This is a genomic window from Neobacillus endophyticus, from assembly GCF_013248975.1.
GTDB classification, from domain to species: Bacteria; Bacillota; Bacilli; order Bacillales; family Cytobacillaceae; genus Neobacillus; species Neobacillus endophyticus.
Map to the genome: position 1 here is coordinate 2722956 of NZ_JABRWH010000001.1, position 21976 is coordinate 2744931.

25 protein-coding genes are annotated in these 21976 nt (G+C 38.1%); 13 read left to right on the forward strand and 12 right to left on the reverse strand.

Annotated features, from left to right (window positions below):
- Positions 1–13: 13 nt before the first annotated feature.
- The 6 genes from HPT25_RS13295 to HPT25_RS13320 form a co-directional block, all read right to left on the reverse strand.
- The gene (locus HPT25_RS13295) at positions 14–205 is read right to left on the reverse strand and encodes a hypothetical protein (RefSeq protein ID WP_173064854.1); all 192 of its coding nucleotides are present in this window, start codon (positions 203–205) and stop codon (positions 14–16) included.
- A gap of 71 nt (positions 206–276) precedes the next feature.
- Entirely contained in the window at positions 277–486 is a 210-nt protein-coding gene (locus tag HPT25_RS13300) for a YheE family protein (protein ID WP_173064857.1), read from the reverse strand.
- Positions 487–555: 69 nt separating this feature from the next.
- Positions 556–1596 (reverse strand): YheC/YheD family endospore coat-associated protein, encoded by a 1041-nt coding sequence (locus HPT25_RS13305; RefSeq protein WP_173064860.1) that lies wholly within the window; start codon positions 1594–1596, stop codon positions 556–558.
- The gene (locus tag HPT25_RS13310) at positions 1593–2963 is read right to left on the reverse strand and encodes a YheC/YheD family endospore coat-associated protein (protein WP_173064863.1); all 1371 of its coding nucleotides are present in this window, start codon (positions 2961–2963) and stop codon (positions 1593–1595) included. Before HPT25_RS13310 ends, HPT25_RS13305 begins: the two co-directional genes overlap by 4 nt.
- A complete protein-coding gene (locus tag HPT25_RS13315; protein WP_173064866.1) occupies positions 2941–4044 on the reverse strand; it encodes a YheC/YheD family endospore coat-associated protein in 1104 nt (367 codons plus the stop codon). The genes HPT25_RS13310 and HPT25_RS13315 overlap by 23 nt, the downstream gene beginning before the upstream one ends.
- Complete coding sequence (locus HPT25_RS13320) at positions 4045–5415, reverse strand: YheC/YheD family endospore coat-associated protein (RefSeq protein ID WP_173064869.1); 1371 nt, start codon at positions 5413–5415, stop codon at positions 4045–4047.
- Positions 5416–5687: 272 nt separating this feature from the next.
- Between HPT25_RS13320 and HPT25_RS13325 the strand changes: the two genes are divergently transcribed.
- The 4 genes from HPT25_RS13325 (at position 5688) to HPT25_RS13340 (ending at position 9662) form a co-directional block, all read left to right on the forward strand.
- Entirely contained in the window at positions 5688–6035 is a 348-nt protein-coding gene (locus tag HPT25_RS13325) for a YlbF/YmcA family competence regulator (RefSeq protein WP_173064872.1), read from the forward strand.
- Positions 6036–6142: 107 nt separating this feature from the next.
- On the forward strand, positions 6143–7012 hold the full coding sequence (locus HPT25_RS13330; RefSeq protein ID WP_173064875.1) for a Cof-type HAD-IIB family hydrolase: 870 nt from the start codon (positions 6143–6145) through the stop codon (positions 7010–7012).
- 125 nt (positions 7013–7137) lie between these two features.
- Positions 7138–8649 (forward strand): coproporphyrinogen III oxidase, encoded by a 1512-nt coding sequence (locus tag HPT25_RS13335; protein WP_173064878.1) that lies wholly within the window; start codon positions 7138–7140, stop codon positions 8647–8649.
- A gap of 221 nt (positions 8650–8870) precedes the next feature.
- A complete protein-coding gene (locus HPT25_RS13340) occupies positions 8871–9662 on the forward strand; it encodes an enoyl-CoA hydratase (protein ID WP_173064881.1) in 792 nt (263 codons plus the stop codon).
- A gap of 36 nt (positions 9663–9698) precedes the next feature.
- On the opposite strand, the gene HPT25_RS13345 is transcribed toward HPT25_RS13340, so the two are convergent.
- Positions 9699–9884, reverse strand: coding sequence for a YhzD family protein (locus tag HPT25_RS13345; protein ID WP_173064884.1), 186 nt, complete (start codon positions 9882–9884; stop codon positions 9699–9701).
- A 123-nt stretch (positions 9885–10007) separates the two neighbouring features.
- Between HPT25_RS13345 and HPT25_RS13350 the strand changes: the two genes are divergently transcribed.
- The 6 genes from HPT25_RS13350 (at position 10008) to HPT25_RS13375 (ending at position 17779) form a co-directional block, all read left to right on the forward strand.
- Positions 10008–10907, forward strand: a complete 900-nt coding sequence (locus HPT25_RS13350) for an ABC transporter ATP-binding protein (RefSeq protein ID WP_173064886.1) — start codon at positions 10008–10010, stop codon at positions 10905–10907.
- The gene (locus HPT25_RS13355; RefSeq protein ID WP_173064888.1) at positions 10900–12153 is read left to right on the forward strand and encodes an ABC transporter permease; all 1254 of its coding nucleotides are present in this window, start codon (positions 10900–10902) and stop codon (positions 12151–12153) included. The genes HPT25_RS13350 and HPT25_RS13355 overlap by 8 nt, the downstream gene beginning before the upstream one ends.
- A gap of 111 nt (positions 12154–12264) precedes the next feature.
- The gene (locus HPT25_RS13360) at positions 12265–13485 is read left to right on the forward strand and encodes a metallophosphoesterase family protein (protein WP_173064891.1); all 1221 of its coding nucleotides are present in this window, start codon (positions 12265–12267) and stop codon (positions 13483–13485) included.
- A 15-nt stretch (positions 13486–13500) separates the two neighbouring features.
- Positions 13501–16500 (forward strand): ATP-binding protein, encoded by a 3000-nt coding sequence (locus tag HPT25_RS13365; protein ID WP_173064892.1) that lies wholly within the window; start codon positions 13501–13503, stop codon positions 16498–16500.
- Positions 16501–16543: 43 nt separating this feature from the next.
- Positions 16544–17488, forward strand: a complete 945-nt coding sequence (gene yhaM, locus HPT25_RS13370) for a 3'-5' exoribonuclease YhaM (protein ID WP_173064894.1) — start codon at positions 16544–16546, stop codon at positions 17486–17488.
- 102 nt (positions 17489–17590) lie between these two features.
- The gene (locus HPT25_RS13375) at positions 17591–17779 is read left to right on the forward strand and encodes a sporulation YhaL family protein (RefSeq protein WP_173064896.1); all 189 of its coding nucleotides are present in this window, start codon (positions 17591–17593) and stop codon (positions 17777–17779) included.
- A 29-nt stretch (positions 17780–17808) separates the two neighbouring features.
- On the opposite strand, the gene HPT25_RS13380 is transcribed toward HPT25_RS13375, so the two are convergent.
- Positions 17809–18705 carry a peptidylprolyl isomerase gene (locus HPT25_RS13380; RefSeq protein WP_173064898.1) on the reverse strand — a complete coding sequence of 299 codons (897 nt, stop codon included), beginning with the start codon at positions 18703–18705 and terminating at the stop codon, positions 17809–17811.
- Between the two features lie 191 nt (positions 18706–18896).
- Between HPT25_RS13380 and HPT25_RS13385 the strand changes: the two genes are divergently transcribed.
- Entirely contained in the window at positions 18897–18989 is a 93-nt protein-coding gene (locus HPT25_RS13385; protein ID WP_173064900.1) for a YjcZ family sporulation protein, read from the forward strand.
- Between the two features lie 88 nt (positions 18990–19077).
- Here the strand turns inward: HPT25_RS13385 and HPT25_RS13390 are convergent, their stop codons facing one another.
- The gene (locus HPT25_RS13390) at positions 19078–19257 is read right to left on the reverse strand and encodes a hypothetical protein (protein ID WP_173071114.1); all 180 of its coding nucleotides are present in this window, start codon (positions 19255–19257) and stop codon (positions 19078–19080) included.
- Between the two features lie 230 nt (positions 19258–19487).
- Here HPT25_RS13390 and HPT25_RS13395 point away from each other — a divergent pair, with 230 nt between their 5' ends.
- Entirely contained in the window at positions 19488–19826 is a 339-nt protein-coding gene (locus tag HPT25_RS13395) for a DUF1878 family protein (RefSeq protein ID WP_173064902.1), read from the forward strand.
- A gap of 2 nt (positions 19827–19828) precedes the next feature.
- On the opposite strand, the gene HPT25_RS13400 is transcribed toward HPT25_RS13395, so the two are convergent.
- Both HPT25_RS13400 and HPT25_RS13405 read right to left on the reverse strand, forming a co-directional pair.
- The gene (locus tag HPT25_RS13400; protein ID WP_173064904.1) at positions 19829–20404 is read right to left on the reverse strand and encodes an HTH-type transcriptional regulator Hpr; all 576 of its coding nucleotides are present in this window, start codon (positions 20402–20404) and stop codon (positions 19829–19831) included.
- A 143-nt stretch (positions 20405–20547) separates the two neighbouring features.
- Positions 20548–20886, reverse strand: coding sequence for a YtxH domain-containing protein (locus HPT25_RS13405; protein WP_173064906.1), 339 nt, complete (start codon positions 20884–20886; stop codon positions 20548–20550).
- Positions 20887–21060: 174 nt separating this feature from the next.
- Here HPT25_RS13405 and yhzF point away from each other — a divergent pair, with 174 nt between their 5' ends.
- Entirely contained in the window at positions 21061–21249 is a 189-nt protein-coding gene (yhzF, locus tag HPT25_RS13410) for a membrane protein YhzF (RefSeq protein ID WP_173064908.1), read from the forward strand.
- A 68-nt stretch (positions 21250–21317) separates the two neighbouring features.
- Here yhzF and HPT25_RS13415 read toward each other — a convergent pair whose 3' ends face one another.
- Complete coding sequence (locus HPT25_RS13415; protein WP_173064910.1) at positions 21318–21848, reverse strand: tryptophan transporter; 531 nt, start codon at positions 21846–21848, stop codon at positions 21318–21320.
- Between the last annotated feature and the right edge of the window lie 128 nt (positions 21849–21976).

Genomic DNA, 21976 nt, shown 5'->3' on the forward strand with positions numbered 1-21976 from the left:
CCAGCAGGGAGAACTATTCACATTCATAAGGCGGTTCCTCTTCTACAAGGTTCCGTGCTTCTTCAATATTTGTACTATCATGGCGCGGGTGAACAGAGCCGCCCGACATTCCTTCATTAATCATGCGATCTACATCCATAAAGGCTTTGTCTCTTCCTTCATACTCGGAGCCTTGCTCAGCAAGATTTTCATTTTTCTTCTCCATTGCCATCGATCCTTTCCTTTTATCTAGTAACAGTTTGTGGAAAGGGACTGGTTTTCATTCAAAAACTTGAATTATTCATACACATGAAAAAGCATTAATTCATGAATCTGGCTCGCTAATCCTTCCAGGTCTTCCTGCATGGGAGGAACAGAGGTCCATTCAATCTTTCCAGATTGGTGATAGATGCCAGTATAGTGTTGTTTTTGATAATAAAACGAAATGGTCCAGCCGGGGATATTTTTATTTTGAAACAGCGGTTTATATTGAAAGTGCATGATCATTGCAGCTACCTCCAGGTACGAATCTTAAATTAAAGATACCTTGTTTTCATCATTTTTTAAATGAAATTCTTAATGGAAATTGGCTAGTTGAAGGAATAAACGGCAGAGCTGTTCGATTTTTCTCTCTTCAATCTCGGGTTCATCAAAGCTCATTGGTTTGGAATTGACTTCATAAATGAAATATTGTCCCGTCTTGCTCACGCCTGCATCAATCGAGAATTCACCAAAATAGCCAAAACGTTCTGATAAAGCTTTACCGATATATGGAACGATTGTTTGTATAAAATGGTCATGATCGTTGGTCTGGATTCTTTCATAAGGAAGGAGTCTCCCGCCTGAGGGAATGTGTGTGGTGACTTCCTGTTCTTGAGATTGTCGAATTCCAACACCTGTTGGTACGTAGGTATTTCCTTCCCCATGGGCGAGGATGCGAAAATCAAACCGATATCCTTCATACTCTTCGGGATCAATGCTTTCTTGAGCCAGATATTCCTTTTCCTGTAGTTTGCTGCTCCATTTCTCCCAAAATTGGTCGAACGAAGGAATGACTTCCATCTGATTGATTCCTTCTAGATGGATATATGGAGACCGTAGTTTTAATCGATAGATCCCTTTGCCTTTCGAAGATTTTGCTGGTTTTAAATAAATGCATTTATGTGCATTTATAAAAAATAATAAATCCTGTTTTTGCCGGATTGGTATGGTTCTAGGCAGGTAATCCTTGAGAATGGAGTGACTATTAAAAAGATCGTAAAGTTCAAATTTATCAATAAAACATGGATTAAAAAACGGTATTCTTTTCTCCTTTAAGCTGGCAATAAAACACCGAAATGGCTCTGTTTGTTCTGTTATTCGAAAGGGAATCCGATTATAAATAATATCAGGGTATCGGAAATTGCCTTGTACCCATCGCTGTTTGTCGGGCAAGTAGGTGAATCCGTAAATTGAATGGTCTCTCACATGATCAAGTGTGAAAACAAAGCTTATTCCATTATATGAAATAAGCTTCTTTTGTAATTCTGTAAATAATTGTCCATTCCCTGCAATCGTGCCGTCCTTTTTGCTGGCTGTCAAGATCCCGATAAGTGGTCCAGATAGTGGGAACTTCATTGAAATAATTCCTCCGGATATAACAAGGATTGCTCTGTAAGAAAAACTGCAAAAGCAATCGATAGCTGTCTGGTGAGAAAATCAAATTGTTTTAATTCAGGATGACTGAAAATGGATCTTCCTGGCTTAGAATTCGCCTCAAAAAGCCAAACATCTCCGTTTTTGTCAATTCCTAAATCAAACCCGATTTCCCCAATGATTCCTTCAATTTGTTTATCGAGGGCTTTACTTAAGAGGAGAGCGGCATTGGAAAGCTTTTCAATATATTGGTCTCCTTCTGTCTTTTGGAAGATCTCATGAATGGTTCTTATTTCGCCGCCACTCCGTTTATGTGTCGTCACGCTTCCTGGACCAGCAATTTTGGCTGCAAGAGCGGATACGTGCCAATTTCCGAAGTCATCTTTATTCGTATGAACACGGAAGTCTACAGGACGATGGTCAATACGTAATAAATGGATTCCTTGTTGGACAATCATCCGCTCCAGTGATTGATTGGCAAAAATGTTATTAACCAATTGCTCTAAGGTTGAGAATTTTCGCAGCCGGTTGATTTCATTTTTATCCTGAAACCTGCAGAAATAATCATCGTCATATTTATCATAGATAATTTGATGTACACCCAGGCCGAGGCTGCCGTTTTTTGGCTTTATAAAAACGTGGCCATAATTTGAAAGCATGGTTTCAATCATTGAAAACGATGTGAAAGCTTGTGTTTCTGGAAGATATTCTTCCACTGTGGGCTCTTGCTGCAAGCGTTCATACACCTCTAGCTTGTTGAAAAATCCAGGGTTATACCACGGGATTAGATATTCCTTTTGCAGCCGCTCCTTTACCTTGATTAATCTTGGTATTCCTTCACTTCTTCTGTTAGGGAGCCTGTCATAAATCACATTCGGGAAGGGAATTTGGTGTTTTTGCCATTCTCTGTGATTGTAAAAATAGCCTTCAATTGTTCCGTGCTCCCAATCAATGTGCTGCTCGCCAAAAATGAATGGAAGAGCACCAACCGTTTTATTAACAGATAGGAGCTTTGAAAAGAACTGTGTTCTTTCGCCAATCGGCTGGTCTTCTTCTTCTGAGTGAAGAAAGCCTGCTGTGAAGATACCGACAAGCGGACCAATATATAAATTTTGCCCTTCAATAAACACATGGAGCGGCAACTTGAAATTTGGAAAAAGCAGAGCTTTTTGAATCACTCTGCTAATAACAATTCGATCGGTATGATCAGGATGTGGAAGAAAATCAACTGCAATCGATTTCGAGCCGAATGCGATTCTCTTGATTGTCTTATCCTTAAGAATGGCCGGTGGGCAAAAAACAATCATTTGATCATTTTGCACGACTTCAATGAGATAACGTTTTCTCATAAAAATTCTTCCTTTCTGATTGGTCCGTCTCTGAAAGATACTTACCATATAGAAGCGGTGCAAGGTAGAGGGTTTCTTTCACATCAGGTCTTGTTTGCAGCAAAACCTTCCTTCCCGGTTTTGAATTTATATCAAGAATCCAGATAGAGCCGTTTTGTGCCACCCCAATATCAACACCAATTTCGAATAACGGCAAAAAGGCGTTTTCTAGTATGAGGGGAAGTTCGGATAGAATGTAGCCTATTTCTTGCGACATATATTCGGCTTTTGCTACCGGAAGGGACGATGCCCATTCAGAAAAAGTGCTACAAGAGCCGCCAGCACTTAAATTTGATAAAATTCCGCCAGGACTTCCGTGCCGAATACCCCTGCCAAGTTCCCCCCAGTTGCCAAATTCATTTTTTTGCAGAAGAACACGAATATCAAAAGGCTCCAGATTTTCGTTGACTAAATCAAGATAAGGTTGGATCAGATATGGACGTTTCGAAAGTAAAGACTGTAGCCATTGATTGAGCTTGGCCTCATTAGGGAAAATTCGCGAAATCATTTGCTTTTGTTTTTCCGTTTTAACTAAGATCGTTTTATCGTTTTGTTTAAGCGTATAGATCCCGTATCCATGCGCACCGTTAATTGGTTTTAAAATAATCCTCTTTTTATCTGCCATTTCTTTCAGTACCATCTTTACATTAGAGGCAGGCTGTGTAGGCGGCAAATAAGGTGATAAAGGAGTATTCTTAAGCGCATGATAAAGTTCAAGTTTATTTGGTAGGCCATAGCCTAAAAAGGTAATATCTTTCCGATTCTTTAACCAAGATATGATTGGCATACATTGCTTGGAATGCTCATCCTCACCGTAAAAACATCGATCATAAATAATCGACGGAATGGGAAATTCCTTATTAATCCATCTTTTCGTTTTTGTATCAAATTTTTTTCCATTCACATGAAGTGTATGCGGATTGATTTGAGAAGGGATAAACCGGTAACACTCCATGCCGCAGGGTTCAGCATGTAAGGCAATTTCATTCATATATGCTTCTTCACTTTCAAGGCTTAAACTCATAATTCCAAAAGTAAGCATTTATTCAAACTTCCTTTCGAATGCAAGTTGGTTGCAAAATTGTATAATGGCTTGTGCTGAAGGTCTGATTTTACTCTGACTATCTTCGAATTCTTTAGAAGGTTTAGAGTTCACTTCAATCAGCCATGGCTTTCCATTCATATCAATTCCTAGATCTATTCCAAGTTCCCCTGTAATCCCTTGCTCACTATAGCTGACAGTTTCAGCAACTTTAAGGGCCAATTCCTTCATATTCCTATAGGCTTCGAATGCCGTTTTTTGACTGAAAACAGTTTTTAATGCTTTCAGAGGCTTTAAAATCATTCCTCCTTTTGCTAAATTGGATACAAATTCGCCTTGGGCAGCAACTCGGGCAACAATGGAAGTAACGACCCACTGATGAAGCGAGTTTTTATGGCATAAAACCCTAAAATCCATTGTCCGGGCATCATATGATGCAAATGTGATCCCTTGCTGCAGAAGATAAATCCGATTTTGCAGCAGGGGCATTATTTGTTCGTAAAGGTCTTCCAGGATCAATTTCCTGATTCCAGTTTCTAATGAGTCTGTGAGTGTAAAAAGAAAAGTGTATTGGTTTTCTCCAATTTTGAACAATTTAATGATGTTTCTTCCTTGGCTGCCATTCACAGGTTTCATAAAGACAGATTCATATTTTTGCACTAGGTCTAACAAATTGGATTTAGAAAAAATTCTAGTCTCTGGGATATAAGGAACGAGCGAATCCTCTTGTATGATTTGCTCGTATACGTCCCATTTGGAAAGAAAGCGGTCATTAAACATCGGAATCGCCAGCGTTTGAAGCTGCTCGCGAAACTGGTTAAAGGAGTGGCTTTTCTCCAGTTTACGAGAATGGATCCTATTATAAATGACATCTGGCAAAGGGAGCTTAGCTGAAAGCCATTTACCGTTATCAAGGTAAAAAGCATTCTTTGGAAATTGACCATATGAAAATACGTAAAAAAAACCGCCTGATTCAGAAATGCCATGATGAAGCTCCTCGCAAAATTTATGGACCGAACGAAAATGAGGCTCTTTGTTATCAGAAACTGTAAAATTTGTTAACAATGCTATAACAGGACCAAGCTGGAGCAAATGGAGATCCGCGTAATAACAGACCTTGAATTTGTATCTTTGAAAGGGAAGTTTTAATTCTAGTAGAACTGTTTCGGGTATGTGGATTTCAGCTGCTGTTTGGTCAATCTCCTGGATTTTCGCATTAATAATGCTTCCTCCGAGTGCGATTTTCAAAGCTTCACTATTATTGATGTTAATGTGTAGCTGAGAAATTACTTGACGAGATATTTGGACAAGGGAATCAGATTGGTTGTCAGACTTCCTTGGAATGACGGTAATAGATATGGTTGGCCTCATAAACATTCCTCATTTAATGGAACTCGCAATTTTCTCCGGCACCTACGCCTGATTTAGAAAATAGGCATAAGCTGATATAGGTATCTTATGTATGAGCTGCAAAAGAGGTGATTTGAACATTCTCGCAATTAGGCGAATAGTTTGTTATAGTTGGGAAGGAATTAAGAAAAGGCTAGGTTAAAAATTCATCTTTGGTTTTGCCACACTGTGGATTGAGAAAAAATCAACAGAAAAGGTTATTAACAAAGCTAATTATAAAGGAGTGTTTTTACATGGCAGTTAATTTGCATGATTCTGCATATGCGGTAGAAGCCGCTATTCGCGGGAGTGAAGAATTTTTAAATTTAAAGAGAATGTATGATCAGGTAAATGCCGATCCTGCTGCAAAAAAAATGTTCGACCAGTTCCGTCAAATTCAAATGAACCTTCAACAAAAACAAATGATGGGCCAGGATATTTCGGAGCAGGAAATCCAACAGGCACAGTCATCCGTTACACTTGTTCAACAAAATCCAAAAATTGCTAGTCTAATGCAAGCAGAACAACGGATGAATACGGTGATTGGTGAATTAAACCAAATCATTATGAAGCCGCTGGCAGAATTATACGGACAGATGTAGCTGAAAGTAAAGCAAGCAAATCAGTTTTTACCTAGATGTTCTATTAATGGGAGAAAAATCATAAAAGTGATATAAGGATAATCTCACCAAGAACAGGGGGCAACAAAATGATTTATCGCTTGCTTGCATTAAATATTGATGGCACGCTACTTCAGACAAATGGCAGGCTTCATAAAGCAACAAAAGAAGCCATTGAATATGTGCAGCAAAAGGGAATCTATGTAACACTCGTTACGTCGAGAAGCTTCCCTACAGCAAAAAAAGTAGCAAAGGCGTTAAAAATAAAATCACCGCTCATTACTTATCAAGGAGCATTAGTCGCAAGCTCCGACGACAAAACGGTTTATACCAAACGCATCAATGAGCATATTACCTATGATGCAATCCGTTTCCTTGAAGCATTTCCATGCCAAATCCGTCTCGTACATGAGAAGTTTGCATTAGCCAATAAGTTTAAGCATCAGCAAAATCTATTGGGAAAAACGGTGTTATCTACTGGAGATTCTATGTTCTTTTCACAGCAATTTGTACCATCATTAACTGAGCATTTACATGATCAACCGGTTTCTCCTCTAAAGATTGAAGTTTATTTTGAAGAGGAACATGACCTGGAGGATGCTGTTACAGCACTTGAAGGTATGTTTGTAGAAATTGATGCCATTCGTGTGAATAAGTTAAGGCTGGACATTGTTCCATGTGGTGCCTCTAAATTGACCGGGTTAGCGCACCTTGGAGATTTGCTTGGATTTGACCTCAAAGAAATGGTTTATATTGGCGATAGCTTTGACGATATTCCTTTGATTGAAGCAGCAGGGCTTGGCGTGTCAATGGGGAATGCCCCATACGAGGTGAAAAAAGCCTCTGACTGGGTGACGCGGCCTGAAAACGAGCTGGGAGTAGCCTATATGGTAAAGGAACATTTCCGAAAACAGCAGCCAATCGAGTTTTTAAGAAAAATGAAGATTATAAAAAAATGATTTACGATTAGATATCTTGGGGATACTCAGGATATCTTTTGTTTTTGCGAATACTTTCCACTATATTGACCTTGTTTTTGGGATTTTGTACACTTAAGGAAGTTTAATTTGAAAGAGTGATTTTTTTGCGAATTTCCATTTTAGGGCTTGACGATGAGAGATTTAATCGTCCGCTGGAGCATATTGCTAATTTATTTTTTGAAGAATCACAGATTGCTAAAACAGATGAATCGACAGCCGATGTGCAAATTAAATTCAATTTGCAGGTTGATCAGTTGATTCAGGTTTCTGCTGAACTTAAAGATCAAAACGGCAAAAAACTGTTTTCCGAATATCAAATAGAGTGGAAGCCTGCTGCTTCCGATAAAGAAACTTTCAAGCAAGTGAAAAATGCTGTTTCTCACGTGTATTTAACTGTTCTGCAAGAATGGACAGGGATGATCCAAAAATGGGGAATCTTAACCGGTGTCAGGCCAACGAAGCTAATGCATCGTAAAAATCAGGAGGGTGTTCCGCAAGATAAGGCTCATCAACAACTAAAGGATGAATACTTAATCACAGATGAAAAAATTGCGCTGATGCAGCAAATTGTCGACCGTCAGCTTGCGGTTATTCCGGACCTTTATTCATTGAAAAATGAAGTAAGTATTTATATTGGTATCCCATTTTGCCCAACAAAATGTGCCTACTGTACTTTCCCAGCCTACGCAATCAACGGCCGTCAAGGCTCTGTCGATTCCTTCTTGGGCGGTCTTCACTTTGAAATGAGGCAAATCGGCGAGTGGCTGAAGAAAAAAGGAATCAGGATTACTACTGTATATTATGGCGGGGGCACACCGACAAGTATTACGGCGGAAGAAATGGATATGCTTTATGAAGAAATGTACACATCCTTTCCGGAAGTAGAAAACATCCGCGAAGTTACCGTTGAAGCCGGCCGTCCCGATACAATAACACCTGAAAAACTAGAAGTGTTAAAGAAATGGAATATTGACCGGATCAGTATCAATCCGCAATCATACACTCAAGAAACGTTAAAAGCAATCGGCAGACATCATACTGTTACAGAAACAATTGAAAAATATCACTTGGCCCGGGAAATGGGCATGAATAATATAAATATGGACTTAATTATCGGCCTTCCTGGCGAGGGGATGCAGGAATTTACTCATTCCTTGGAGGAAACCGAGAAGCTGATGCCAGAGTCGTTAACTGTTCATACATTGTCATTCAAGCGGGCATCAGAAATGACAAAGAATAAAGATAAATATAAAGTTGCCGACCGCACTGAAGTAGAGAAGATGATGGAGCTTGCCCAAAATTGGACCACTTCCCATGGATATGCGCCATATTATCTATACAGGCAAAAGAACATTCTGGGTAATCTTGAAAATGTAGGTTACGCCCTGCCAAATCAAGATAGTATTTATAACATCATCATTATGGAGGAGCTGCAGACGATCATTGGCCTCGGCTGCGGTGCTGCAAGCAAATTTATCGATCCAGTCACCGGCAAGATTACTCACTTCGCCAATCCAAAGGATCCAAAATCATACAATGACAGCTTTAAAGACTATACAGAGAAAAAAATTGCCATTTTGGAAGAATTGTTTTCGGAAAAAGGATCTCCTGCTTAATTTAGGCAGGAGTTTTTTTCAGCCGATAGAAAAACTTACCTTTCAGGTATAAGGGCAACATGCGTCTGTCTTCGACCTGCCGGGCTCGCCAGTCGGTGAGTTTCTTTATATAAGAGGTATTTTAAATGTGAAAAATTCTATATATTATGAAAGTTTCATTGTTTTCCTGAAATTTCAAGATATAATAGAATTGACTGAAAAATGCATTGGAGGGGATTGGCGTGTCAACCCATTTTACGACCGATAAGGTAAATTTGAAGGTAGAAGGAAGAGTAGCAACTATTGAATTGAATCGGCCGGAAACATTAAATGCCATGGATGTCGATGTGATTAAGGGGCTAGTTTGCAAACTTAAAGAAATCAGCGAGTCCGACGATGTTGACATTGTTGTCTTGACAGGAAAAGGAAAGGCATTTTCCGCAGGCGGTGATATCAAAACCATGCTTTCAAACATGAATTCAACAGATTTCTTTCCGGTTATGGATTCTATTAGTGAACTCATCATCACGCTTTACAGCATCCCAAAGCTGACGATTAGTGCCGTTTCTGGTGCCGCTGCCGGGTTAGGATTCAGTTTGGCACTTGCAACAGATTATATTATCGCAGACAAAACGAGCAAACTGGCAATGAATTTTATCGGAATCGGACTTATTCCTGACGGAGGAGCACACTTCTTTTTAGAGAAGAGGTTAGGAGAAAACAAGGCAAAGCAAGTGATATGGGATGGTAAAATAATGATCGCTGAGGAAGCGTTTGCATGTGGGCTGATTCAGGAAGTGGCTGAAGGTGAAATTCAAGATGCATTACATAATAGAATCGAAGATTGGCTAAACCGTCCTGTTCAAGCCATGATTAAAACGAAAAAAATATTGGCTGAAAAGAATCGTCCACAGTTGCTTAAAATACTTGAATTAGAGAAACACGGGCAGCAAAAAATGCGGGAAACAAAAGATCACCAAGAAGGAATTAGAGCATTTCTTGAAAAAAGAAAGCCTAACTTTATAGGAAAATAATAAAAAACAAAGAAGCTTGGGCTTCTTTGTTTTTTATTAAGGATGAAAAAGTAATAGCTTGCCGCTTGGAGAAGTGCATCGGTGGGTTTTTTCAGATAAGTTTTTCTCTGATAATAGTTTTTCTCCCTGTACTTTTGCCGCATCGTCGCTCTCTGCCTGGAATGCTTCATCTAAAAGCTTTTCACCAGCAGCATCAAAGGCTGTTAATTTATAAGTTTTCATCTCACAATCCCCTTTGTAAAAAGATAACTGCTATTATTTTCGCATAATTCATAGAATTGCGCAAAAACAAAATGAAACCATTTTATGGTAGAATCGTATTATTCAAGAAAGGAGTGAACATAAATGGTTCTTAAACTTGAACATGTCACCAAACGGTTTGGCACATTTACAGCTGTTGATGATTTATCTCTAACCATACCGGAAAGAGAAATATTTGGCTTTTTAGGAGCAAATGGAGCTGGAAAAACAACGACGTTTCGAATGATTCTTGGTCTGCTTGATCCCAGTGCAGGCGAAATCTCGTGGGAAGGGGGCCGAATTGATTATTCGACCAGCCATCTAGTTGGCTATCTACCTGAAGAGCGAGGCCTATATCCGAAACTAAAAGTCCGCGACCAAATTGTCTACCTCGCGAGATTAAGAGGAATGGACAAAGGAGAAGCATTAAAGGAATTAAGAACATGGCTGGAAAAATTTAAAGTACCTGATTATGAAAATAAGCGGCTTGAAGAACTCTCAAAGGGAAATCAGCAGAAAATCCAATTTATCGCAGCCGTTATACATAAACCACAATTACTAATTTTAGATGAGCCATTTAGCGGTCTGGATCCGGTAAATGTTGAATTATTGAAAGATGCTGTTCTAACCCTTAAAGAGAATGGAACAACCATTGTATTTTCCAGTCACCAAATGCACCATGTAGAGGAAATGTGTGAACATTTGTGCATTATGCACCACGGCAAGCCCGTTGTTCAGGGGGCATTAAAAGACGTTAAACGGGCATTTGGCAAGAAGAATCTCGTCATTCATGCGGATTTTCCACTTGGTTTCTTAAAAGATTACCCAGGGGTGGTGAAGGTGAAGCCAACAATGGAAGGAATGGAATTGCAGATCGATGGTGAAAAGACAGCAGAAAGCATTCTGAAGGAAATCGTAAATCATGGCTTCATTCGAAAATTTGCTCTAGAAGAGCCCTCGTTAAATGATATTTTTATCGAGAAAGTAGGTGCCTCGTATGAATAATTTTTGGATTATCCTATTTCACACTTATCTAAACAAGCTAAAAAGCAAATCGTTTATCGTTATGACTATTTTGTCTGTAGTCATTGTTCTAGCACTTACAAATATTAATAATATTATCAATCTATTTGATAAAAATGGCGGTAAAGATAAGATCGCTGTCCTTGACGAGACTGGGCAGTTATATGAACCTTTTAAACAACAGCTAAATACAATCAATAAAAAAATTATTCTTACTCAGTATAAAGGAAGTGAAAAAGAGGCTGAAGCAGCGGTAGAAAAAGGAAAGTTCGACGCTGTCATTCAACTTGGCCTCAATGAACAGCAGATGCCTATCGCAACTTCTAAAGCCATGAGTATTGCAGATACAGAGTTGTTTTCAGATTTGGAGCGGGGATTGCAGCAGCTGAAGACTATGATGACCGCATCGAAAATCAATTTAACACCACAGCAGCTGCAAAAACTATATGAACCAGTTTCCTTTAAGAAAATTGCCCTTGAGAAAAATGCAAAAACGGAAGAACAATTAAACCAAGCAAGAGGACTTGTCTATATTTTGTTATTTGTCATTTATTTTTCCGTTATCATGTATGCTAATATGATTGCTATGGAAGTAGCAACAGAAAAGTCTTCAAGAGTAATGGAAATTTTAATATCGAGTGTTTCGCCGATTAAGCAAATGTTTGCAAAAATACTGGGGATTGGCTTGTTAAGCTTGACCCAGCTGGCAGTATTTTTACTGACAGGTTACTATTCTTTAAAGAGTAATATGGATGCCTTGAAAGGCGGACTCTTCGGTGTTTTTGGTTTGGGAGATATTCCTGTCGCAACCATCATATATGCTGTAATATTTTTTATTCTCGGCTATTTTCTTTATGCTACACTGGCAGCATTTTTGGGCTCGCTTGTCAGCCGGATTGAAGATATCCAGCAAATGATTACGCCAATGACTATGCTTGTGGTTGCAGGATTTATGATTGCAATGTTTGGACTAGGAAAACCTGATTCTACGTTCATTACCGTAACGTCTTATATACCGTTTTTTACACCAATGATCATGTTTTTGCGGGTTGGAATGCTCACAATTCCATTATGGGAGGTGTTAATTGGAATTGGTATCCTACTCACAACCATTATCATTCTGGCCATTTTCGGTGCCCGGGTCTACCGGGGCGGGGTGCTAATGTATGGCAAGTCAAACTCTTATAAAGATATAAAAAAAGCGTTGCAATTGACAAAGAACCAATAAGAATGGAAAGCTCTGCTCAACAGCGGAGCTTTTTATTATTTTTCACACAGAACGTGCATTCGTATTTTAGAAATGCTAAAATAGAAAAAAGAACTTGAAAGGGAACGTTTTATGAAAAATTTAACATTTATTCATGCTGCAGACCTGCATTTGGACAGCCCGATGGTTGGTTTGCAGCATTTGCCGGCAAATATTTTTGCAAGAGCAAAAGAGAGCACGTTTGCAGCATTAAGAAAACTCACAGATACCGCATTAAAATTGCAAGTGGATTTTGTCGTCATCGCCGGCGACATCTTCGATGGGGAAGACCGAAGCCTTAGAGCCCAATCTCGTTTTCGGACAGAAATGCTGAGGCTGGCAGAACAGGGAATTCCGGTATTTATTGTGCACGGCAATCATGATCATTTAAACGGTTCATGGGTACATATTGAAATGCCGGCAAATGTGCATGTATTTTCAAGCGAAGTTGAAATGAAACCATTCATCACGAAGAATGGCAGTCTGGTTCATTTATACGGCTTTAGCTATCCAACACGCCATGTATTCGAACGGAAAATTGCCGAATATCAAAGACAGGAAGGTGCCGATTTTCATATAGGGATTTTACATGGAAATGAAAGCAGCAGCATGGAGCATGAAAACTATGCCCCATTTACAGTAAGAGAGCTTCAGGACAAGAATATGGATTATTGGGCTTTGGGCCATATACACAAACAATCCATATTAGCGCAAAATCCTCCGATCATTTATTCAGGAAATATCCAGGGAAGAAATAAGAAAGAAACCGGGAGTAAAGGATATTATTATATTGAACTACTTGGCGAAGAGGCAAAAACTGAGTATTTTGAAGCAGCTGATATTATTTGGGAGGAAGCTGAAGCCGATACTGCAAAAGCCCGCCAATTTCATGAAATACTGCAGTTATGCCAATCACTTAAAAATCAATATCGTAAAGAAAATCAGGGAACCTTTTTAATACTTCACTTAAAGAACATCCAATTAGACGATCCCGAAGAACTTCAAAGTATTGAAAATGAGCTCATTGAGTTGCTTTGGGAGGATGAAAAAGATGAAGATTCTTTCGTCTGGATTGTCGAGCTGCATATTTCTGAAAGCAAAAAGATCGATAAAGAGCAATTAAAAATGGATGCACCGTTCTATGCCGAGCTTTTTGAAACAATTGATCATTACGAGAATGCAGAAAAGGCTTTATCTCCTGTTTTCCAGCACACGTTGGGGAGAAAATATATATCCCATATAACAAATGAAGAAATAGAAGAATTAATTCAAAAAGCTGAGAAACTGCTTGTTGAAATACTGTATGAGGAATAGGAAGGAGGGACTGGAGTGAAAATCGAGGAGCTGTACATTTATGGTTACGGCCAATTAGAGGATGTACATATTAAAGGTTTAGCTGACTTTCAAGTATTCTATGGGGAAAATGAAGCCGGAAAATCAACCATTATGGCATTTATCCATGGTATTTTATTTGGTTTTCCTACTAAGCAGCAAACTGAACTGCGGTATGAGCCGAAAACCAACACGAAATATGGCGGCAAAATAAAAATTACTCACCCTGAAATGGGCGGTGCTGTTATTGAACGTGTGAAAGGGAAAGCCTCTGGAGATGTTAAAGTAGTGTTGGATAACGGGGCAATCGGCGGTGAAGAACTGCTCAAGGAACTATTGTTCAAGTTTGATAAACATTTATTCCAAGCCATTTTTTCCTTTAATTTACTCGGGCTGCAAAATGTACACCATATAAAGGGAGATGATATAGGCAAGTTCTTATTTTCTGCAGGGGCATTGGGCACAGAGCGGCTTTCAAAGGCTGAAACATTGCTGCAAAAAGAACTGGACTACCGTTTTAAACCGAGCGGAAAGAAGCCTTTATTAAATGAAAAATTGCAAGAATTGCATGAAGTCAGCTTGCAATTGAAAAAAGCGGACGCCAAAACAAAGGAATATGAAAACTTCATTATGAAAAGGCAAAATCTTCAACAGGAAATGGCAGAGATCCATGACAGGATTCATGATTTACAGAATCAGGTTGAGAAACTGATGGAATGGAAGAGAATCGAGCCTATTGTCAAGGAAGAATATTGGACAAAAAAAGAGCTGGAGGATATCGGAGAGATTTCTTTTCCGGCAAGAGGAATTGAAAGGCTTGAAAGGCTTTCACAGTTGATCCATCCCCACCATGCTGAGATGGCCAGTATGGCAGAAAGAATGGATCAAATAAAAAAAGAAATGTTAGAGTTAGAGCCAAATGTAGAGTTACTAGAAAATGAACCTGCCATTCTCGCATTGCTTGACCAAGTTCCCCTATTTGAGCAATTGAAGCTGGAACTTCAGCAGTCTGAGGCAAAACTGGCAGATTTAAAGGAAAAGCTTTCAGTTATTCAAGAAAAGCTTCATCTTGAAATAACCGAAGAAGATCTAATGACCATTAATACGAATATATACATGAAAAACCAGGTCGAAATGATCTCGCGAAAAAGCAAAAGGCTTAATGAAATAAAAGAAGAACTAGAAGAACGTTACCAGAAGGAGAAAAAGAAACTGGAGGATCTTGAAAATTCTGTCCAGTCAGCAGAAAGCTTATGCTTGCCAGTTCAGGAAAGAATGGACCTTGAAGAACTTGTCAATCAAGAAAATAGCAAGAATAATCTTGAAATCGAATTTAAATCTGTACAAGACAAAATCAATCTATATTTACATACGGCCAGACACGAGAAAGCCGGAAAGCAACGGATAAAGCTTCAGTTTGTCATTTTTGATGTTGTTTTGGCTGCCCTTGCTATTTATGGGTTAATCACAAATCAATGGTTTTTATTTTTCATAGGCGCCACAGGCTTTGTTGCCGCCTCATTACTAATTGTAAAAAATATAAAACAGACATCTGAAAATGATTTTGAGCAAACGCTAAATCATTTGCGGGAACAGGAAAAACAAATTAAAGAAAAGCTTCATGGATTAGAAAACAAGGATATAACAAGGATCAAGGAACAATTACAGCTAGACTCACAGCGTCACGAACAGCTAAAAGTACTCAAGATGCAGCTTAAACAGCAGGAAGTCCAATTTGAAGGGGTTATTGCTAAATTTGAACAATGGGAAATGGACAGCTCCAATCATAAGGAAAAATTAAAATCTTTAACGAAAGAATTGAAGATTCCTTATCAAATTGCCCAATCTTTTTTATTGGAGGCTTTTCAGCTGCTTGAGCAATACAAAGCCATAGTCAGAGAACAAAGCCAAATGAAGCTGCGGGTGAAACAAATCAAAGTTCAAATGAGTCAAACGGAAGAAGGATTACAGCTGCTAGAGGATCAGTATTTGTCCGAAAAGGGAGGAGAGCTTCACAAAACGGCCTTTTTGCTGCGAAAAAGACTTCAGGAAGAACGAGAAAAGCAAATTAAAAAACAGGAGAAACAGAAGCAGTTGATAAATCTCAAGGATGATTTGGTACAAAAATCCCAAGAGTATGAGACGTTGTTGGCAGAGCGAAATGAGTTATTTTCGGAAGCGGATACGGAAACTGAACAGCAATTCTACGATCTTGGCAATCGGTCCGAAATACAGGCGAAACTTTTAGAAAGATGGAAAAGTCTTAAGAGCCAGCTTCATTTTACATTACTTAGCGAGTCGGAAAGGGAGAATTATCTGAATGAACTCCCAAGTCCGGAATTGATTGAAAGGGATAATCGGGAAATACAAATTTTGCAGACAAAATTAAATCTTCACCAAGAGGAACAAGCTGCAATTGGCTATGAAATTCAAGTCCTTGAAGAGGGGGGGATCTATTCCGATATTCTCCATCATTACAAGCAGAAGAAATTTGAATTGGAGGAATCAGTTAAGCAGTGGGCAGTATACAGTCTTGCAGTTGACATTCTATCGAGCACCATAGAACGGTATAAAAATGTTCATCTGCCAAAAATGCTGGCAAAAGCGGAGGAGTATTTAACATTTCTTACAAATGGGAATTACCAAAGAATCCACCTTCATGCTTCAGGAACAGGCTTTTTAGTCGAGAGGAATGATCGAACAATATTTGAAGCAAATGAATTAAGCCAGGCAACAACCGAGCAGCTTTATGTAGCGATCAGACTTGCATTAGCGACAACCTTGTATGAAAATTATCATTTTCCAATCATCATTGATGACAGCTTCGTCAACTTTGATTTTCAAAGGACGAAAAAAGTGATCAACTTACTTAAAAGCCTGGAGAACAATCAAGTATTGTTTTTTACATGTCATTCTCATTTACTGTCGCTTTTTCAAAAAGAACAAATTCTAAACTTGGAAAAAGGTGCCGTCTTAGATTATTTTATAGAGTTATAGTTGTGTATGTTATACTTCTACTATGGGAAGGGGCGTGAAAGTGTTGACTAAAGGAATCCTAAGTTATGAGGTTGGCGCGCAAGTAGAATTATTTCTGTTAATAAAGAGTTCAACCAAAGGAGTCGCTAGTAATGGAAAAACGTTCTTAACACTTGTTCTCCAGGATCAAAGTGGCGAAATTGAGGCAAAGCTATGGGATGCTGGCGAAGAGGACGAAAAGAACTATGCGGCTCAGACGATTGTGAAAATCATCGGGGATGTGCAGAACTATCGCGGGAAAGGTCAATTGAAAATTCGGCAAATCAGGAAGACTGGTTCCGCAGATGGAGTGAAGCTAGAGGATTTTCTTGAAACAGCACCCCTCAGTCAAGATGAGATGATGAGTAAGTTAACCCAATATATTTTTGAAATGAAAAATCCAAACATTCAAAGGATCACACGTCATTTAATAAAGAAGCACCAGAATGCATTTTTGGAGTTTCCAGCAGCAACAAAAAACCATCATGAGTTTGTTTCGGGTCTTGCCTATCACGTGGTTAGTATGTTGGATTTGGCTAAAGCCATCTCATCGCTTTATCCAAGCCTAGATCGGGATCTGCTGTATGCAGGCGTGATCCTTCATGACATGGGAAAGGTAATGGAATTATCAGGACCTGTTTCAACAGTTTATACACTACAAGGAAATTTGTTAGGGCATATTACCATCATGATTAACGAGATTGGGAAAGCAGCTGAAGAGTTGGGAATTAATGGTGAGGAAGTGTTAATTCTTCAGCACCTTGTTTTGTCTCACCATGGAAAAGCAGAGTGGGGCAGCCCGAAGCCGCCGCTTATTAAAGAAGCAGAGATTCTTCATTATATTGATAATCTTGATGCAAAAATGAACATGCTTGACCGTGCATTAGAACGAGTGAAACCAGGGGAGTTTACAGAAAGAGTCTTTACACTCGATAATCGCTCATTCTATAAGCCTTTGTTTCATAAATAACCCGTCATGGGTTATTTTTTTTGATCAATAGACATATTTAATGAATCGAGGAATATGATGTATTAAAAAGTGGACAACCACTCAGGAAGGGAGTAAATAAAATTGACTATTCCTATTTGGATCTATGCAGTTGTGGTTGGGATTGTAATCAGTGCCATAATGGCTATTAAAACGGGGCGGGAAGAGCGCCAATTAGAACTGGAAACCATTGAGCGCGAAGGGGAAATCTATATGGACCGACTTGAAAAGGAAAAAGAGTTACGGAACGAAGGAAATGCAACAAGTGAATAAAAAAGCGGAAGCATGTGCTTCCGCTTTTCTTATTGACCAGTATTTGTTGTTGAGCTTGATGTTGATAGTGGATTTAGGGCATCTTTTAATGCTTTATCATCAATTTTAACGCCTGCATCTTTAAGTTCGCGTTGCATTGCTTTGTTGATGATATCGTTCGTCAGCTTGGAAGATTTTACATTATATTCAATTTGGCTCTTCATTTTGTCAAAAGATTGTTTTGGTTTAATTTGTGTGACTTCGATAATATGATAGCCAAATTGTGATTTAACTGGGGCACTGATTTGATTTACTTTTAGGGCATATGCTCCCTTTACAAAGTCTGGATCGAATTGAGATGCATTTTGGTTGTTAATCCAGCCAATGTCACCGCCATTTGATGCAGAACCAGTATCTTGTGAATACTTTTTGGCAATATCTTCAAATTTCGCTCCAGCATCAAGCTGTTTTTTAACATCGTTTGCTGTTTTTAAATCCTTTACAAGGATGTGGCGCACCTTAATTTCAGATTTATAATTATTGTAGTAATCTTGAAGTTCCTTATCCGTAACTTTAACATCCTTCATAGCTGCTTTCTCTTCAAGCATACCAATCTTCATCGTTTTCTTTAGGTCATTTTCACTTTTATAACCGTATTGAGCAAGTGCTGCACTAAAATTTGACCCAAGCTGTTGTTTTAAGTCATTAATTTTCGCATTTAGTTCTTTATCAGTGACTGTATATTTCTTGGAGAGAACTTTTTCGTAAATAAGCTGTTGCAATGCTTGTACGCCGACTTTATCTTTCATTGCATTATAAAGTTCTTCCTGTGTTACATTACCTGCCTTACTCTCGGCCACTGCAGCTGACCCTGTGCCGTTTTGGCTGCATGCTCCTAATGCAAGAACCCCGCCGGCTAAAGTGAAGGCCAATATCCATTTTTTCATGCTGAATCTCTCCTAAATTAAATTCTTATGTGTTTTTGTCCACATCCTTTACTATAACATAAATGGTAACTACTGCAAAAAATAAACAACCCTTGATTTTAGAAAATCGCCATTTTCAAAGACATAAGCCTAGTCGAAATGAAAAAGGGATGAATAGTATAGGGTAGAAAATGACAAAGGAGGTTCAAAAGATGACTGCTGCAGGCGGATATGGTGGAGGCTTTGCGTTAATCGTAGTTCTATTTATTCTCTTGATTATCGTTGGAGCTGCTTGGGTGTGGTAAATAAAGGAATTAATAAAAAGCGATGAGACATACCTCATCGCTTGTATTATTGATGTGCCCCTAATGCCATTTATCATGAAAAGCTGCATTATGTATATAAGATTTCCAAATAGGAAGAGATCAAGAGGATGGTTGTCAGAACATTTATAGTACGAAATACTTTGTGCTGGCGTTCTTCCGGAATTTCCTTTTGTATGCATAATGAACTGGTCATTTTATTTACATAAAACAAGATAAAAATGGCTGAAACAATAAAAATGGAGATCATCATCGATTCCCTCCCTTTTTGAAATAGTCCTTTTTAACATATCAAATAATTTGGAAAAAAGATAGTCAAAAAGAATGTAAGAGTGTCAGCCATTTTAAAAAATTTAAAATCAAGTTCCTTGCGACCGTTTAAATTTTTAGGCAATTATTAAAAAAGGGTTTACCTAAAATTGAAAAAGGTGAATAATAAAAATATCATAAGATGACTTGACTGAAAAAAGAGGGCTGACAATGAGAGAATATGAAAAACTAATGGAAAAAATTCATATACTTGAATACCATCAAAAGCTATTACTAAAATTAGTAGAAAACCCGAAGCTTCCTTTTTATAAACTCATAATTGAAAAAGGGTTGACAGAAGCTGATGTTGAAAGTTTCTTCCGTTTGTGCGGCGACTTGTGTGAAGAATTGGGAAAACAAAAAGCGGAAGGTTTTGTTTATTTTCATCCGCTTTTCAATAAACTATCAGCGTTTTTACCAGCAAACATAAATATGAAAGAAACAGTTGAGGCATGCTTAGGCCAAAAGCTGTATGAGCCGCTTTTTAAGGAATTTGAAAAGTACATATAATTTTATGCAAGTTCTTGCTCAGATTTTTCCGCTTTTGTTAGTTTACCATTATCTTCAGAAAACTCACTTTCAATATTATGGAAACATTTTTCGAAAATCTCCATAAAATCTTCTCCGTAAATATTGCGGACAATTGCCATGATTTCAATAAAATCCGGAAATCTCCCATACAATTCTCTAAGCGGAAGGGCCCCTGAAAAAGCTGCATTTGAACTAGGTTCGTACGTTTCCATTAATTTAAGCAGAATTTGTTCTCCATCATCGGTAAGCTGAATATACGTATTACGTTTATCATTTTCCTTTTTCGAAAATTTCAGCAGCCCTCTTTCTTCTAACTTTTTAGAAAAATTAAAAGCTGTGGAGACATGCATGACGCCAAATTTTGCTACATCTGAAATGGAGGCACCATTTAAATGATATGCAATCCACAGGATATGATGTTCATTAATATTTAAATCAAAAGGTTTGATCCATTGTTGCCAGTCTTTTTCTATTGATTTCCACAGTGCTTTACTTAATTGGGCTATTCTTTGACTAAAAACCATCGCTTCCTTTAATGAATATTGTTTCCCTGTCATCCCCATTTTCACCTACTTATATTTTTCTCTATTATCATTATGCCAATAAAATAAAAAATAATAAAGATATAAATTCACAAAATTTTAAGAAATTGGAATATTTTCATATTGAAAAACACATTAACTTCTAATTTAGAAACCATTTACTGCTGATTTTGAACGGTGCTTTTAATTTTTAGCAGCTCTCTTTGAATTTCTTGTTGCTGTAGTTGTGTGTCTTCTCTCCATTTCATAAAAGAGGCTGTTGTGTCGGAAATAAAAGATGGAATACTAGTTTTTGCTTCCGTGACAGCTTCAGAGGCGGCTGTTTTTATTTCTTGGAGATTCGTTTTTAATTCATTCATTTGGCTGAAAATAAATTGTTTATTTTCTTTTAATTTCCCCCGTGTGATCTTTCCAGAATTTTTTGCTGTTAAAAGAGTGGTAATACCAGCAGCAACACTGCCTGCAAATATTCCTGATAAAAACAGTTTCCACTTCATTTTTTGTCTCCTCCTGAATAATAGAAACATTTAGAAAATTAGAACTAAAACCAACTGTAATCTGCTTATGCTGCTGACGTTATGAAAATCCGTCGTTCATATGTTTGGACAAAACAACATATAATTTGATACGTCAACGGTTCGTAATTCAGTTTTCCAGCAGGGGGACAAAAGATGAAGGGTACAGCGATTGTTTTATTCTTTATAAGTGCTATCCTATTATGGGGAGCACTCAAATATTTTTTGGATATAAAACGCCCTGGTATTTATCCACCCAAACAAATGTTAAAGAAAAGAGCGGTTGTTTTGGCCGGAGCCGGAAGTGCATCCTTGCTTCTCGCCGTATTGCTCTCCTATTTTTAATATAAAAACATAAGCTAAATTTAAGAAAAGAACCCTAAAGGGTTCTTTTCTTAAAGAAGGCCCGTGGATTATTTTTGAATCACGGATGCTTGTGTTATTTTAGATCTTTTAATTGCTGATTGAGCAACAGGATACAAAATAATCATTGTTACCGTATTAACGGCGGCTGCAGGTAAAACAACTGTTCCCAGCAAAAGTAGAATGGACCCTTTGAATCCGGCAATAAAGGTTGCCGCGGTTAAAAAGACAGTCCCAGAAACGATGGTTCCAATTGCTGTCAGTAATGCGACGCTTATAATCGAATTCCGAAATTTACTTAATGACATAAATAAACCGAAAAAGACGAATGATGTGCAAATTTTATCAATGATATTTGGAATTTGTCCTCCTGGAAAGCCAGTAGTCAATGCAGACAATATTCCAGTTACAATTCCTAAAAGCAATACGTTTTTTACTTCTGGGAATAGAATGATTCCTAAAAACATCATTGCTAGCATCATATCCGGCTTCATCCCTAGGATGAAATTCGGCATTACCGCATGCAATACTGCTCCAATACCCACCAACAATGCGAGTGTAACAAGTTTTTTTGTATTCATTTCTCATCTCTCCTCTGCTATTCTCAAAGATTTTTTCCCCCTGCAGTGCTCTAACGCCTGCAGCGAAGAATTTATAAACATTATAGCACACTAATATAATAATAATAAAGAAAAAATTTTCAGATAAT

Coding starts and splice junctions, on each gene's coding strand:
- HPT25_RS13360 (WP_173064891.1), top strand. CDS start 12,265: ATGAAAAATTTAACATTTATTCATGCTGCAGACCTGCATTTGGACAGC.
- HPT25_RS13400 (WP_173064904.1), bottom strand. CDS start 20,404: ATGACAGGGAAACAATATTCATTAAAGGAAGCGATGGTTTTTAGTCAA.
- HPT25_RS13320 (WP_173064869.1), bottom strand. CDS start 5,415: ATGAGGCCAACCATATCTATTACCGTCATTCCAAGGAAGTCTGACAAC.
- HPT25_RS13345 (WP_173064884.1), bottom strand. CDS start 9,884: ATGAAAACTTATAAATTAACAGCCTTTGATGCTGCTGGTGAAAAGCTT.
- HPT25_RS13355 (WP_173064888.1), top strand. CDS start 10,900: ATGAATAATTTTTGGATTATCCTATTTCACACTTATCTAAACAAGCTA.
- HPT25_RS13310 (WP_173064863.1), bottom strand. CDS start 2,963: ATGAGAAAACGTTATCTCATTGAAGTCGTGCAAAATGATCAAATGATT.
- HPT25_RS13405 (WP_173064906.1), bottom strand. CDS start 20,886: ATGAAGTGGAAACTGTTTTTATCAGGAATATTTGCAGGCAGTGTTGCT.
- HPT25_RS13325 (WP_173064872.1), top strand. CDS start 5,688: ATGGCAGTTAATTTGCATGATTCTGCATATGCGGTAGAAGCCGCTATT.
- yhzF (WP_173064908.1), top strand. CDS start 21,061: ATGAAGGGTACAGCGATTGTTTTATTCTTTATAAGTGCTATCCTATTA.
- HPT25_RS13390 (WP_173071114.1), bottom strand. CDS start 19,257: ATGATCTCCATTTTTATTGTTTCAGCCATTTTTATCTTGTTTTATGTA.
- HPT25_RS13350 (WP_173064886.1), top strand. CDS start 10,008: ATGGTTCTTAAACTTGAACATGTCACCAAACGGTTTGGCACATTTACA.
- HPT25_RS13300 (WP_173064857.1), bottom strand. CDS start 486: ATGATCATGCACTTTCAATATAAACCGCTGTTTCAAAATAAAAATATC.
- HPT25_RS13305 (WP_173064860.1), bottom strand. CDS start 1,596: ATGAAGTTCCCACTATCTGGACCACTTATCGGGATCTTGACAGCCAGC.
- HPT25_RS13330 (WP_173064875.1), top strand. CDS start 6,143: ATGATTTATCGCTTGCTTGCATTAAATATTGATGGCACGCTACTTCAG.
- HPT25_RS13395 (WP_173064902.1), top strand. CDS start 19,488: ATGAGAGAATATGAAAAACTAATGGAAAAAATTCATATACTTGAATAC.
- HPT25_RS13295 (WP_173064854.1), bottom strand. CDS start 205: ATGGAGAAGAAAAATGAAAATCTTGCTGAGCAAGGCTCCGAGTATGAA.
- HPT25_RS13380 (WP_173064898.1), bottom strand. CDS start 18,705: ATGAAAAAATGGATATTGGCCTTCACTTTAGCCGGCGGGGTTCTTGCA.
- HPT25_RS13415 (WP_173064910.1), bottom strand. CDS start 21,848: ATGAATACAAAAAAACTTGTTACACTCGCATTGTTGGTGGGTATTGGA.
- HPT25_RS13385 (WP_173064900.1), top strand. CDS start 18,897: ATGACTGCTGCAGGCGGATATGGTGGAGGCTTTGCGTTAATCGTAGTT.
- HPT25_RS13315 (WP_173064866.1), bottom strand. CDS start 4,044: ATGCTTACTTTTGGAATTATGAGTTTAAGCCTTGAAAGTGAAGAAGCA.